Source organism: Maribacter sp. PR66, assembly GCF_028464205.1.
GTDB classification, from domain to species: Bacteria; Bacteroidota; Bacteroidia; order Flavobacteriales; family Flavobacteriaceae; genus Maribacter; species Maribacter flavus.
On sequence record NZ_JAQPCH010000008.1, the window covers coordinates 65,147 to 79,590 of the forward strand.

Consider the following 14,444-nt stretch of genomic DNA (forward strand, 5'->3'; position numbering starts at 1 on the left):
TTTTCTTTTTTTTACGGTAAATAGTTACTTTTTTTGACAAAAAACCTATATTCAATGACTTCCCCTATTATTTTTTATGAACCCATAAAACGCAGACTACGTTTAAGGACGGGCATAACTTGATCGTTTACCCGTTCGGAAAGTTTTTGAAAGTTGCAGTAACCGTTTATAAAAATACCATCTTAATTATGAAAAATCAATGCGTGCACTCAATAATTGTTTTATTTGTAATTTCCCTATGCTGGAGTTGTAAGGAATCCCAAGAAATGGAAATGCAATCTGGAAAAGAATATTCGGAGGAAATCAAGGAAATCATCATGGCGAAGAACGCCGAAATAGAAAAGTTGTATGCGGAGGGAATGATCGACTCGGCGGCGACCCATTTTGCCGAGGATTGTATCCAGTTACCGCCCAACCAACCGGCTATCATTGGGAATGAAAATTATAAAGCGGCTTGGAAGCAGAACATGCAATTCGGTACTTGGGAATTTGACCTGAACACCGAAAAGGTAAAAGCCAGTGGTGATTTAGCTACGGAATACGGCTCCTATTCCCTGACCTTTAGTCCTAACGAGAATTCTCCCTTTCCGGCCATGGAGGACATGGGGAATTATGTGGTGCTTTGGGAAAAAATCGATGATGATTGGAAGGTTCTGTGGGATGCCCCGGTAAGTTCCGTACCCATGCCCATGCAGGCAACGGATTCTATCCTCAGCCAATAGCTCTCGCTCCCTCACGATTCCAATCGTATGGTCTTAAAAGAGACCATTAATAAAGAAACAAGGTAACTACTGGTTCGTAGGCCATGGTTTTGAATTATGGAAATAATTGTTCCACGGGTATTTTCAATTTTTTTAGGCAGACTAAAATCTCAAATTCCGAGTCGCTTTGGGGAACTGCGGATCGTTTTGTAGTTTGTCGGCTAAAATCATCCTAACATGACCACGTTTGCGGAGAAAGTAATCTCCTTTCATAAATATCTATGCTTTGACGCGCCCCTGGGGGAAAACATCCAGGTGATGAACCCCTTTTCGGAAAATGAAGCGGTACTCCACATATTGGAGCAATTCTATACCCAATTTTTTAGGGATACTCTGTCTCGACGTATCGTCTTGGGAATCAACCCGGGTAGGCTGGGAGCCGGGGCCACGGGCATTCCCTTTACGGACACCAAACGCCTGGCGGAGGATTGTGGCATAGAAACGGAAGCCATCCAGACGCATGAGCCGTCTTCGGTCTTTGTCTACGATATGATCAGGGCCTATGGCGGTAGTGAAAAATTTTATAGCCACTATTACATCAATTCCATCTGCCCGTTGGGATTCATTGAAAAGAACAAAAAAGGGAATTGGGTCAATTGCAATTATTACGATTACCCGGAACTGTTTGAAGCCACCAAGGATTTTATCATCACCACCCTAAAGGAACAGATCGCCTTTGGTATCGATACCTCGGTTTGCTACATTCTGGGAAAGAAGAATGCCGAATTTTTCAAGAAGATCAATGATGAGGCCAAGCTGTTCGATTCTTTTGTGGTCTTTGACCATCCAAGGTACATCGTTCAGTATAAACTCAAACAAAAGGAGGCCTATATTGAGCAGTATTTGAGGGGATTAGGGGCCTAGTTCCTTATTTTTTAGCATTAATTGTGTTAATTTTATTCCCAACAGATTCGGCGCAGAAGATGGCAACGGTGCTAATTTTGGCCTCTTTCCAAACCAGAACTGGTATAACCTTTCTGCTTACGTATTTTATTCATTTATAGTGGTGGTCACTGCATGTTTATCTGCTTTGGAAGACGTATCTTGATCTTAGAATGCGAAATTCAATCCATAGAAAACTATGACCGAAATCAAGAACTTTTTCACCATTTATAAGGATGCCGTTTGGCAGAAGGACGCCAAGGCATTGATAAACCTATATAGCCCAGAAATAGTGGCCTTTGATATGTGGGACCAAGGTTTTTATGGTTCATTGACGGATTGGATTCCAGAAATGGAGCATTGGTTGGGTTCTCTTGGTGAGGAAAGGGTTCAAGTGGATTTTGACCGTATCAGGCTTCATGAATCGGACACCCTTGGATTTGCCAGTGGGTACATTTCCTTCAAGGCTATTGCACCGGATGGAAGGGTCTTGCGGGAAATGATCAATAGGATTTCGGTCGGTTTTACCACGGAAAATGGCGGTTGGAAGGTAGTCCACCAACATATTTCGGCCCCGGTAAGTTCTTCAGACCTTACTGCTGTCCTGGAGCTTTAAATTGGAAAAAAATATAGATGGGACAATTGCATAAAGAATCTTTGTTTCCATAGAACTCTGACGCAACCATTTAAAGAAAAGTACATCTAAATTGAAAAGAACCATTAAGATGCCAATCCGCTATTTTTTAAAGAACCACATCATTATTTTTCTTTCATTTATATTTTTCTTAGGTTGTTCCAAAGACGATGACAACAGTTCCGATGCACCGGTAGGCAGTTGGACGGTTGCGTACTTTATTACTGACGGCGACCTTAAAATTACCAAGGAAGATAATCCCACTTGGCCAGAAGTTAACGATGGTGAAATCACTGCAACATTCGGTGAGCCTGATGGAAATGGAAAAGGAACATTATCTGGGACCTCAGTAAGCAACTCCTATGCTGGAAGTTATACGGCGAAAAGTAATGGCGAACTGACCATTGGTTTCATTGCTTCTACGCTTGCCACTGAACCGGAATGGACATCCTTGTACAACATAAGTGCAGCACAAGAGTTTGAAATTAAAAATGGTCAGCTTTTTATTTATTACAATGACAGATTGAATGCAATCGTCTTTGTTCGAAACTAAAGCATTATTTTATTAGGTTTTAACCCAAACCGGTAATTCTTCAAAGCATGATTTCCTCATGTTTTAATCGCTGTATCGGGGCCATCTTTGAGCCCTTAAAACAGAATTCATGAACATAGTAAGTAAGGAAGAAGCCGTTGGTAATGTAAAATCAGGTGACCGAGTCTTTATCCAAGGTGCCGCCATGACACCCAATGCTCTTATCGACGCCCTGTGCGATAGGTACCTGGAACTTAAAGACGTTGAGATCATTTCCATCCATACGGAAGGGGATGCCAAATATACCGTGGAACCCTACAGCCAAAGTTTTAAGATGAACAGTTGTTTTGTGGTTCGCAATGTGCGAAGCGCTGTAAACAGCAGCTTGGGCGATTATATCCCTATTTTTTTGAGCGAAATCCATCTGCTGTTCCGTCAAGGAATTTTGCCCTTGGATGTGGCGATCGTGCAGGTTTCCCCCCCGGATGTACATGGTTATTGTACTCTTGGAGTTTCGGTCGATGTAGCCCTCCCGGCCATTGAAACGGCCAAAAAGGTAATCGCCCAGATAAACCCTTTCGTACCCAGGACCCATGGCGACGGTATTATCCATATCAAAGACATCGATTGTGCCATTGAGGTGGAAAGTCCCATACATATTCATGGGGTCACCGAGGTTTCCCCTGTGGAAGCTGAAATTGGAAAACATGTGGCCGCACTCATCGAGGATGGGGCTACCCTGCAAATGGGCATAGGGAGTATTCCCAACGCTGTGCTCAACAATTTGGGGAACCACAAACATCTGGGCATCCAAACGGAAATGTTTACGGACGGTATTTTGCCCCTGATCGAAAAGGGCGTGGTTACAGGTGAAAAAAAGAAAGTAAAAACGGGCAAGATCGTCACCTGTTTTGCCGTAGGCTCCCAAAAACTATATGATTTTGTGGACGACAATCCATTGGTACATTTTAAGGAAGCGGCGTATACCAACGATACGGCGATTATCCGAAAAAACCCAAAAGTAACGGCCATCAATGGTGCCATTGAAATCGATTTGACCGGACAGATTTGCGCCGATACCATAGGAAACCGACAATTTTCCGGGGTAGGGGGACAAATGGATTTCATTAGGGGCGCTTCCTTGTCCAAAGGGGGGAAACCTATATTTGCCATGCCATCGGTTACCGCAAAGGGAATATCCAAAATAACACCCTATTTAAAACAAGGTGCAGGCGTTACGACCACCCGCGCCCATGTACATTATGTAGTGACGGAATATGGTACCACCAATCTCTTCGGGAAAAACCTGAAGGAACGTGCAAAGTCGCCTATAGCAATTGCACATCCGGACCACAGGGAGGAACTGGAACGCGCAGCTTATGAGCGTTTTAGAAGTTGATTTACATGATACCAATCGAAACCGAAAGACTCCACATCCAGGAGGCTACCCTAGCCGATGCCGATTTCATTTATGAACTTTTGAACAGTCCCACCTGGTTGGAACATATTGGCGATCGCGGCATAATCTCATTGACCGATGCGGCGGCGTATATAGAATATAGCTTGTTGGCATCATATAGGGAGCGTGGCTTCGGACTTTGGATGGTTTCGGTAAAGGATACCAATGCGCCTTTGGGTATCTGCGGATTTTTAAAAAGGGATTATCTCGATGCACCCGATATCGGCTTTGCCCAATTACCCCAATTTGAAGGCTTTGGCTATATGTTGGAAGCGTGCCGCTCCGTCATGGACTATGGTGTATCGGCACTGAACTTCCCAAAAGTGCTGGCGGTGACAACATCCGATAATGTACGCTCCCAAAGACTACTGTCAAAACTGGGTTTTTCGGAAATCGGCACCGTGCAGCCTTCGAACAAAGAAACTCCTTTTCTATTGTTTTCCAATCCCTAGGAAGTAATCCACGAATTACCCCAGCAGTTCCCGTTCCTTTAAAAAGGGCTGTTTGTACGAGCGTTTTCCCGTCGCCTTGTACATGGCATTCGCCAAGGCGGCAAAAATAGGAGGGAAGGAAGGTTCCCCCAATCCCGTGGGATGGATGTCACTTTCCACAAAGTGCACATCGATTTCCTTGGGCGCCTCGCGCATGCGGATCATGCGGTAGGTATCAAAATTTTGTTGGTCCGGCACACCGTCCTTAAAGGAAATTTCGCCGTAGAGTGCATTGCCTATCCCGTCCACGATACCGCCCTCGGCCAGATTCGTTGCGGCATCCGGGTTGACCACGATTCCACAATCGATTGCGCAGGTTACCTTTTGAACGACCGGTTCATTGTTTTCCCACGTCAGGTCCAATACCTGGGCCGCATAGGAATTATGGCAGAAATAGGCGGCCACGCCTCGCGCCACGCTATCCCTATTGGACCAATTGGACTTTTCCTTTACGAGTTTCAATACGCCGGCATAGCGGTGGGCCTCATAATCATTATTTTCCCCAACGGGATTGTGCTGGGCGCGTTCCAATAGTTCCAACCTAAAGTCTATGGGGTCCTTACCAGTGGCTTCGGCCACTTCATCCAGGAAGGACTGTTCTGCACAGGCGATAAAATTGGAGCTGGGTGCCCTAAAGGAACCTACGGTCAGGTTGGTGTCGATGGTCCAATCTTCCGCCAAGTAATTCTCAACGGCTCCGGCGGGAAAGCGGTTTTCATGCAGGGGACTCTGAGGAATTCCACCCGTCTTTACATGAAAGCCGATGAGGTTGTTATTGGCATCCAGCGCCGCCCGATAGGTGGCCCTGTAGGAGGGTCGGTAAATACCATTGGTCATATCGTCCTCGCGGGAATACACCAATTTTACGGGGGCCTTCATTTTCTGGGAAATAAGGGCCGCCTCCACGAGCCAATGTGCATAGGACCTTCGGCCATACCCACCGCCCAAACGGGTCATCTGTATCTCTATATTTTCAATGGGTATGCCCAATCGGGCCGAAAGGGTCTGTTCCGTTAGTTCAGGTTTTTGCAACGGACCAATGAGCAAGGCTTTATTATCGGAAACATCGGCAAAAAAGTTCATGGGCTCCATGCAATTGTGCGCCAAGAAAGGTGCCGTGTAGGTGGCCTCCAAAACCTTGGCCGCATTTTTAAAGGCATTTTCAGGATGGCCGTCCCTACGTTTCACCGTCGCTTTTTTGGAAGCGATGGCTTCCATCTCCGCATAGTGTTTGGCTGTGCTTTCCAGTCCGCCCGGGGTGTATTCCTCCCATTTTCTGCCAAAGCGGTTTCGGGTCTCCGTAATACCTTCAATGGGTTCGCAATCTATTTTCAAGGCTTTTTTTGCATTCATGACTTCCCATGTGGAATTGCCCACAATGACCGCAACCTCGTTGAACGTTCGCGTATCGAAGAAGGCTTTCTCATAGTCGTCATTAAATACCTTGATGGTAAAGATGGATTGGATACCGGGCATGTTTTTTGCCTCGCTGTCGTCAATAGATTTTAGTTTGAGCCCAAATGCCGGGGGCGTTACGATCATGGCGGTCAGCATGCCCTCTTTATAGGTGTCTACTCCAAATAAAGGTTTACCCGTAACGATTTTGTGGCCGTCCACATTTTTTTGGGATGTACCAATAATGGTGAAATCCTTGATTTCCTTTAATTGCACTTCTTCGGGCACATTCATAGTTGCCGCAGCGGATGCCATTTCGCCATAGGAAGCACTTTTGTCACTTTCGGTATGTGTTAAAATGCCATTACGTGCACTGATTTCTTCTGATGGTACTTGCCAATCTTGGGCCGCCGCAGCAATCAACATGGCCTTAGCGGAGGCACCGGCCATACGCAGCCCTTCCCAACCCCTGCGAATGGATTGGCTTCCACCCAAAAATTGAAGTGTAAAGGCCGCCGTATCCAAGGGTGCCTGCTCCACGATTACATCCTTCCAATCCACGCCCAGCTCATCCGCAACAATCATGGGCATGGAGGTCTTTACATTTTGACCTCCCTCCGGATTAGGTGATAGAATGGTCACCTGACCATTGTCCGCTATTCTTAAATATCCGTTGATTTTAAACCATTCCTTTGGTAGTTGGTTCACTTCTTCCGCTGACATTTTGCAGGATGCTAACCAGCTAAAGCCCAGTACCATTCCACCACCGGCCAAGGCACTACTTTTTATAAATGATCGACGTCCAATTTTAGTTTTAACGGTGGTCACTTATTCTGATATTTTAGATTCGTTTTGAGCATTATCCTACTAATGGCGGTTTGTCCGTTATAAAGGGTTGATGATAATGTCTTCTGCCCGTAGCCTTATACAATGCATTCGCCAAGGCCCCCATAACGGGAGGAAATGGCGGTTCACCCATGCCTGTTGGGTCTATGTCATTTTTCACAAAGTGCGTTTCAATGGATTTTGGTGCTTCGCTATGCCGAATCAATCGATACCGGTCAAAGTTGTTCTGTTCTGGAGCACCGTCCTTAAAGGTAAGGCCACTATACATAGCATGGCCAATTCCGTCAATAGCTCCCCCTTCGGATAGGTTCGATGCCGCATCGGGGTTTACCACAATACCACAATCGATGGCAGCCGTAACTTTTTGAACGACGGGTTTGTTATTTTCCAGGACCATATCCAATACCTGGGCAACGTAACTGTCGTGGCAGAAATAGGCTGAAACCCCACTGTGAACTCCCGCTTCGGATTGGCCCCAATTCGCTTTTTCTTTTACCAATTCCAGCACCCCTGCATATCGGGCCGCGTCATAATCGTTGGATTCCTTTTCCCCGACCGGGTTCTCTTGGGCTCGTTTTAGTAGTTCCAATCTGAAATCGATGGGATCCTTGCCCATTTCCTCGGCCAGTTCATCCAAAAAGGACTGTTCCGCCCCGGCGATAAAATTGGAGCGTGGCGCTCTAAATGCACCGGTGGTAATGTTGGAATTAAGGGTAAAGTCTTCAGCTAAATAATTGTCAATGGCTCCGGCAGGGAATCGATTGGCGAATACTGGGCTTTCCGGAATTCCCCCGCCCTTTACATGAAAGGCTATCAATTTATTATCTGCGTCCAAGGCCGCACGATAGGTGGCATAATACGCTGGGCGATAAATCCCTTGCGTCATATCATCTTCCCGACTATAGACCAATTTCACGGGAGCTTTCATTTTTTTGGATATCAAGGCGGCCTCCACCATAAAGTGGCCATAAAGCCTCCTACCAAAACCACCTCCTTGTCGCGTCATTTGAATATCAATGCTTTCCAAGGGTAATCCTAAAACTTCGGAAACGGCGGGTTCCATCCATTCTGGGGTTTGTGTAGGACCTAATAACTCCGCATGGTCTTCCGTTACATGTGCAAAGAAATTCATGGGTTCCATGGTATTGTGTGCCAAAAACGGACAACTATAACTCCGCTCAATAATTTTGGCGGCATTTTTAAAGGCGGTTTCAGGATCGCCATCTTTGCGTGTTACCTTTCCTTTGGAAGTCACCAATTCCTTTAATTTGGTGGTATGGGTCTCCGAATCTTCCATACCGGCGGGAAAGTTAACTTCCATATCATTGCCGAACATGGTTACGGTTTCTGTAATATCGGAAGCGTTTTCCCATTCGATATTCAAAGCTTTCTTGGCCTGAAATACCTGCCAAGTGCTTTCCCCTACCACAGCGATCAACTCATTGAAGGCCGTAAAGTGAAAGGTATTTTTTTTGTAATCTTCATCGTATAGTTTGATGGAAAAAATATCATGAATTCCTGGCATCTGCTTGGCAGACTCCGCATCAAAGGATTTTAGTTTCATGCCAAAGGCAGGCGGATGAACCAATGAGGCGATCAACATACCTTCCCGCTGTACGTCCAATCCAAATAGGGGTTGGCCCGTTACTATTTTTTTGCCATCCACATTTTTACGTGATGTTCCGATAATGGAAAAATCTGCAATCTCCTTTAATTCTATTTCTTCGGGCACTTCCAAGCTCGCCGCAGCAGAAGCCATTTCGCCATATCCGACGGAATTGCCGCTTGCTTCGTGTGAAAGAACACCTGCAATAGCGGCAATTTCTCCAGCGGGCACCTGCCACGCCTGTGCCGCTGCATTTTTAAGCATCTGTCTGGCGGTGGCTCCCGCCATACGTAGGTTTTGCCAAGAACTGCTTATCGATCTACTGCCGCCGGCAACCTGCCAACTATACAGATTTGTATTTAAGGGTGCTTGCTCAACGACCACATTTTTCCAGTCAACCTCCAGTTCGTCCGCAACGATCATGGGCATCGAGGTCCGAACGTTTTGTCCAATTTCTGGATTGGGGGACATAATGGTAACGACCCCATTATCCCCAATTTTTAAATATCCATTGATTTCATACCATTCCTTTGGCATTTCCAATTCCATCGCCACGGCATCCGAACCCTTAGGTTTACAGGAATTTAGCCAACTAAATCCTAGTACCAGTCCACCTCCCGCAAGACTGGTGTTTTTTATAAATGCACGTCTTCCTAGTTTTGTTTTGATATGGGTCATCTGTTTTATGAATTTTGGTTAGTGTTGGCAGCCATTTTTATGGCTTTTCTAATTCTGGTATATGTTCCACATCGGCATATATTTCCATTCATGGCATTTTCAATTTCGGTGTCCGATGGATTTGGGTTTTTCTTCAGTAGGGCGGAAGCCGTCATAATCTGACCTGCCTGGCAATAACCGCACTGAGGAACGTCCACTTCAAGCCAAGCTTCTTGAACCGGATGGTCCCCATTTTCTGAAAGCCCTTCTATCGTGGTAATTTCTTGGTCTCCCACGGATGATACCGGTAGCTGACAAGATCGAACGGCGTTGTCGCCCAAGTGTACCGTACAGGCACCGCATTGTGCAATACCGCAACCGTATTTGGTTCCAACCATGTTTAAATGATCTCGAAGGACCCAAAGCATGGGTGTTGTTGGGTCAACATCGATTTCATGTTGTGTTCCGTTGATTTTTAATGAGAATGCTGCCATAATTTTTGATAAGTTGTTGTTCTTGTTGAAATTACAAAATATTGATATACAAAGGGAAAACTAAGGTAGGGAACTTCAAAATAAAGTAGGTTATATGACTTTTAGCTTTGGTTGGCGTGGAATTAAAAAAGTGTTACCGAAAAAAACTTCGATAACACTTTTCAAATTTACGGCCGTGGGGTCGTAACGGTAATACCTAGCAATTATAGGCTAAGCAATATACTATCCCACTATTTCCTTTTCAAGAATAAAGGGTTGATTGTAGACGCGTTTTCCGGTAGCCTTATACATGGCATTCGCCAATGCCCCGATAACAGGTGGCAACGAAGGTTCTCCAAGTCCGGTAGGGTCTATACCGTTATCCACAAAATAGGACTCTATCTGTTTGGGCGCCTCGCTATTTCTAATTAAATGATAGGAGTCGAAGTTCTGCTGCTGCGGAACCCCGTTCTCAAAGGTCATTTGAGAATAAGTAGCATGTCCAATACCGTCTATGATACCCCCTTCAATCTGATTTTTGGCACTGATTGGATTGATTACGATTCCACAATCCACGGCACAAACAACCTTTTCTACCATAGGTTTGTTACCGTCCATGGTAAGATCCAATACTTGGGCTACATAGGAATTGTGGCAGAAATAGGCGGATACTCCCCTGGCTTTACCATTATCCAAACCGTCCCAATTGGCTTTTTCCTTAACTAATTTTAAAACACCGGCATAGCGTTCGGGATCGTAATCATTTTTCTCAGGTGGTCCAACAGGGTCTTTTATCGCCCTGTCGAACAATTCCAAACGGAATTCGATAGGGTCTTTACCGGCCAATTCGGCTACCTCGTCCATAAAGGACTGCTCTGCACCGGCCATAAAGTTAGACCTAGGTGCTCTCCATGCCCCTGTCGTAATTTTGGTCTGTAGGCTTGTCTTTTCAGCTAAATAATTATCTACCGCTCCCGCAGGGAATCTATTTTCAAAAACTAAATCATCATTAGTTCCAACTCCCTTGACGGACCAAGCTATTAGATTGTTATCCTTGTCCAATCCTGCCTTGAACCTCACTTTGTAGGCAGGGCGGTAGGTTCCTTGGGTCATGTCGTCCTCTCGGGTATACACCAATTTGATCGGAGCCTGTACTTTTTTGGAAATAACGGCTGCCTCTACACCAAAGTGTCCGTAGAGCCTACGTCCAAATCCACCACCCATACGAGTCATGCCAACATCTATTTTATCAATGGGCAATCCTAACACAGAGGATAAGGTCTTTTCCAAAAACTCAGGAGTCTGTATAGGACCTTTGACTTCGGCCTTATCCGCAGTTACGTTGGCAAAAAAGTTCATGGGCTCCATTGTATTGTGGGCCAAAAATGGAGCACTATAGGTTCGCTCGATGACTTTGGCCGCACCTTTAATGGCCTTGTTAAAATCCCCATCGCTACGAGCTGGTTCTTTTGCGGGAGCATCCAACAATTTTGCTAAATCGTCCTCATAGCTTTCGGTACTTTCCAAGTTAGATGGGCTTTCCCATTCCACTTTTAAAGCTTTTTTGGCCTGCATGCACTGCCACGTACTTTCACCCACAATTGCAACTAGTTGTGGTATTCCACCTCCATCGGACCACTGTTTTTCAACCCCTTCTGGATATACATCAACAGGGAAAACATCTATAATTCCCGGCATGGATTTGATTGATTCGGCATCCATTGATTTAAAGGTTTGCCCAAAAGCCTCAGGATGCACTATCATGGCTGTAAGCATACCTTCCTCTTGGACATCGATTCCGAACAATGGTTTTCCTGTAACTATTTTTGGTCCGTCAACATTTAATCTGTCCGTACCTATTATCGTAAAATCATTTATGTCCTTTAACTCAACTTCTTCCGGAACTTCAATATTTTCTGGTGGGTCATTGGGAGAAGCTACACCCACCGCTGCAGATGCCATTTCACCATAACCGGCCGATTTGTTGCTAGCTTTGTGGTAGAGCGTTCCGTTGGATGTGGTCACCTCTTCCAAGGGGACCTCCCAAGCTTTGGCAGCAGCCTGTCTCAACATTTTTCTCGCTGTAGCACCAGCCATACGCAACCCTTCCCATCCTGCTCGGATGGATTGGCTTCCGCCGGCCAACTGTCTCTGGAAAACATCCAAATTTAGCGGCGCCTGTTCCACAATGACGTTTTTCCAATCTACGTCCAATTCATCGGCCACAATCATAGGCATGGCCGTTTTTACGTTCTGTCCGATTTCTGGATTGGGAGACATGATTGTTACCAATCCATTATCACCAATTTTTAGAAAACCATTGATGTCAAACCATTCTTTTGGAAGGCTGTTCACTTCTTCGGGGGTCATTTTACAAGAGGCGAGCCAACTAAAACCCACCATCATACCACCACCGGCAAGTGCCGAAGTTCTTATAAAAGATCGTCTTCCTATTTTTGTTTTTACGAGTGTCATTTTTTTTGATTTTTTTGGTGCTTTGTACGAGTCATGCATTCTGAGTCTCTGAGACTGCCATTTTTATGGCTTTCTTGATGCGTACATAAGTTCCACATCTACAAATGTTTCCGTTCATAGCCGTTTCTATTTCTTCATCGCTGGGGGAAGGATTTCGCTTTAGTAGGGCCGTTGCACTCATGATTTGACCGGCTTGACAGTAGCCACATTGTGGAACATCTATCTCTAGCCATGCTTTTTGTACTGGATGATCGCCGTTTTCAGAAAGTCCTTCTATGGTTGTAATTTCTTGGTCGCCAACAGAGGAAACAGGTAATTGGCACGAACGAATCGCGTTATCTCCCAAGTGAACGGTGCAGGCACCACACTGGGCAATGCCGCAACCATATTTTGTTCCCACCAATTTAAGATGGTCCCTGAGCACCCATAACATGGGTGTGCTATCGTCTACATCGACCTCTAGGGTCTTTCCATTTATCTTTAAGCTGAATTTTGACATAGTGAGTTTGTTTTGAATCGGATGCATCAAGTTACTAAATATTTATATGTAATGGAACAAGTATTGTCTTAGATTAACATTTTTTTATTTTGATATTGGCCATAGAAAGAGTCTGTTAACTGAACTCACACGTAACTGGCTATCAGTGTTATTTCAGTTTACGTTTATATCGACTAAATCGCTACACCAAATTTCTCAACCTTAATTTTAATTATCTTTGAAATATGCTTTCCAAGAAGACAAAATACGGATTAAAGGCCCTTGCGTATTTGGGAAACCAAAAAAATCGAAAACCCGTCCAGATTTCCGAAATAGCGGAGCATGAGAATATATCCCAAAAGTTTTTGGAAAGTATTCTCCTAAGCCTACGTAAATCTGGATTTTTGAGTTCCAAAAAAGGTAAGGGTGGTGGATATTACCTCTTGAAGGACCCAGACCAAATATATATGACCGATGTTATGCGGGTACTGGAAGGGCCTATTGCCATGGTACCTTGTGTAAGCCTTAATTTTTACGAAAGCTGTGACGATTGCCCGGACGAAAGGACATGCTCCGTCCACAAATTGATGCTCCAAGTTAGGGACAGTGCCTTGGCGGTATACCGAAACAATACCTTACAGGATATTCTTTGCAATCAACCCAAAGACGAGAAATAAGTTTGCCCATCTAAACCTCTTGTTGGAAATATCTCAATTTCACCCCTGTTTTGTTAATAATCTACTAATTCTATAGGGTAATTATAAATTTTAAGGATTTCATTGGTGATAGGTAAAAATTAAATTCTATTTTTGAAAACTCTACTAGATAAGTAGGGTAATAAAATTTACAATTTAAGATGATTGCAGATCAACTTGTTTTAGATAAGAAAACCACAAAAACGACCTACGCGGAGGATAAAAAATCCGAAAAGCCTATACGAAGTATTGCCAAGGCATTTAGCTGGCGTATCATAGGAACTCTGGACACACTTGTTATTTCATACATCCTTACAGGTAAGATTTCAATTGCGGCATCCATAGCGTCAATAGATTTTGTCACGAAAATGATTCTCTATTTTTTTCATGAAAGGTTGTGGAACTTAATAAAATGGGGCAAATAAAAAAGGTATGGTATTTTCAACATCTCAAATTCAACAATTGAACGCCCAATTCAAGGGTATACCACCAGAGGAAATAATCTCTTGGGCCGTGAAACACGGTAATACCCCAGTGGTTACTACCAATTTTCGGCCTTATGAAGTCGCTATTTTACATGCGGTATCGCAAGTAAGTCAGGACATTCCTGTGATTTGGTGCGATACGGGATACAATACCCCAAAGACTTATAAACACGCGGAGGAGCTAATTGAAAGGTTACAATTGAACATCAAATTATATGTTCCGAGACAGACCTCTGCCCATAGGGATGCCATAATGGGAATTCCACAAATAGATGATCCACGACATGAGGAATTTACCAAGCAAGTGAAATTGGAACCTTTCGCCAGGGCCATGGCCGACTTTAAACCAGATGTTTGGTTTACGAACTTGCGCAAAGGTCAGACAGCTTTGCGTGATAGTTTGGATATATTAAGTTTGAGCAAGGACGGGGTGCTAAAAGTGAGTCCTTTCTATCATTACAATGATACCCAATTAGACACCTATTTAAGGAAGTTCGATCTTCCCAATGAACATAACTATTTTGATCCCACCAAGGTTTTGGCCAATAGGGAGTGCGGATTACATACATAAAGAA

The 14,444-nt window shown here is 44.5% G+C and carries 14 protein-coding genes; 9 read left to right on the top strand and 5 right to left on the bottom strand.

Features of this window, described 5'->3' with window-relative positions; translation table 11 throughout:
- The first annotated feature begins 203 nt into the window (after nt 1–203).
- The 6 genes from PP181_RS13880 to PP181_RS13905 all read left to right on the top strand — a co-directional run bounded on the left by PP181_RS13880 (nt 204) and on the right by PP181_RS13905 (nt 4,720).
- Nucleotides 204–722 carry a YybH family protein gene (locus PP181_RS13880; protein WP_272637541.1) on the top strand — a complete coding sequence of 173 codons (519 nt, stop codon included), beginning with the start codon at nt 204–206 and terminating at the stop codon, nt 720–722.
- A gap of 216 nt (nt 723–938) precedes the next feature.
- Nucleotides 939–1,625: a uracil-DNA glycosylase family protein gene (locus PP181_RS13885; RefSeq protein WP_272637542.1), complete on the top strand. Its 687-nt coding sequence runs from the start codon at nt 939–941 to the stop codon at nt 1,623–1,625.
- Nucleotides 1,626–1,842: 217 nt separating this feature from the next.
- Nucleotides 1,843–2,259 carry a YybH family protein gene (locus PP181_RS13890; RefSeq protein WP_154920547.1) on the top strand — a complete coding sequence of 139 codons (417 nt, stop codon included), beginning with the start codon at nt 1,843–1,845 and terminating at the stop codon, nt 2,257–2,259.
- Nucleotides 2,260–2,350: 91 nt separating this feature from the next.
- Nucleotides 2,351–2,830, top strand: coding sequence for a hypothetical protein (locus PP181_RS13895; protein ID WP_272637543.1), 480 nt, complete (start codon nt 2,351–2,353; stop codon nt 2,828–2,830).
- A gap of 109 nt (nt 2,831–2,939) precedes the next feature.
- Nucleotides 2,940–4,208, top strand: coding sequence for an acetyl-CoA hydrolase/transferase family protein (locus tag PP181_RS13900; RefSeq protein WP_272637544.1), 1,269 nt, complete (start codon nt 2,940–2,942; stop codon nt 4,206–4,208).
- Between the two features lie 5 nt (nt 4,209–4,213).
- Nucleotides 4,214–4,720 carry a GNAT family N-acetyltransferase gene (locus tag PP181_RS13905; protein ID WP_272637545.1) on the top strand — a complete coding sequence of 169 codons (507 nt, stop codon included), beginning with the start codon at nt 4,214–4,216 and terminating at the stop codon, nt 4,718–4,720.
- A 15-nt stretch (nt 4,721–4,735) separates the two neighbouring features.
- Here the strand turns inward: PP181_RS13905 and PP181_RS13910 are convergent, their stop codons facing one another.
- The 5 genes from PP181_RS13910 to PP181_RS13930 all read right to left on the bottom strand — a co-directional run bounded on the left by PP181_RS13910 (nt 4,736) and on the right by PP181_RS13930 (nt 12,710).
- Nucleotides 4,736–6,982 carry a xanthine dehydrogenase family protein molybdopterin-binding subunit gene (locus PP181_RS13910; protein WP_272637546.1) on the bottom strand — a complete coding sequence of 749 codons (2,247 nt, stop codon included), beginning with the start codon at nt 6,980–6,982 and terminating at the stop codon, nt 4,736–4,738.
- A 31-nt stretch (nt 6,983–7,013) separates the two neighbouring features.
- Entirely contained in the window at nt 7,014–9,284 is a 2,271-nt protein-coding gene (locus PP181_RS13915) for a xanthine dehydrogenase family protein molybdopterin-binding subunit (protein WP_272637547.1), read from the bottom strand.
- A gap of 5 nt (nt 9,285–9,289) precedes the next feature.
- A complete protein-coding gene (locus PP181_RS13920; RefSeq protein WP_272637548.1) occupies nt 9,290–9,757 on the bottom strand; it encodes a (2Fe-2S)-binding protein in 468 nt (155 codons plus the stop codon).
- A 222-nt stretch (nt 9,758–9,979) separates the two neighbouring features.
- Complete coding sequence (locus PP181_RS13925) at nt 9,980–12,211, bottom strand: xanthine dehydrogenase family protein molybdopterin-binding subunit (protein WP_272637549.1); 2,232 nt, start codon at nt 12,209–12,211, stop codon at nt 9,980–9,982.
- Nucleotides 12,212–12,242: 31 nt separating this feature from the next.
- Nucleotides 12,243–12,710, bottom strand: coding sequence for a (2Fe-2S)-binding protein (locus PP181_RS13930; protein WP_272637550.1), 468 nt, complete (start codon nt 12,708–12,710; stop codon nt 12,243–12,245).
- 224 nt (nt 12,711–12,934) lie between these two features.
- Between PP181_RS13930 and PP181_RS13935 the strand changes: the two genes are divergently transcribed.
- From PP181_RS13935 to PP181_RS13945, 3 genes are all read left to right on the top strand, one after another.
- A complete protein-coding gene (locus PP181_RS13935; protein ID WP_138259298.1) occupies nt 12,935–13,366 on the top strand; it encodes an RrF2 family transcriptional regulator in 432 nt (143 codons plus the stop codon).
- A 179-nt stretch (nt 13,367–13,545) separates the two neighbouring features.
- On the top strand, nt 13,546–13,809 hold the full coding sequence (locus tag PP181_RS13940; protein WP_094997718.1) for a DUF2061 domain-containing protein: 264 nt from the start codon (nt 13,546–13,548) through the stop codon (nt 13,807–13,809).
- Between the two features lie 7 nt (nt 13,810–13,816).
- Nucleotides 13,817–14,440, top strand: coding sequence for a phosphoadenosine phosphosulfate reductase domain-containing protein (locus tag PP181_RS13945; protein WP_272637551.1), 624 nt, complete (start codon nt 13,817–13,819; stop codon nt 14,438–14,440).
- The last annotated feature ends 4 nt before the right edge of the window (nt 14,441–14,444 follow it).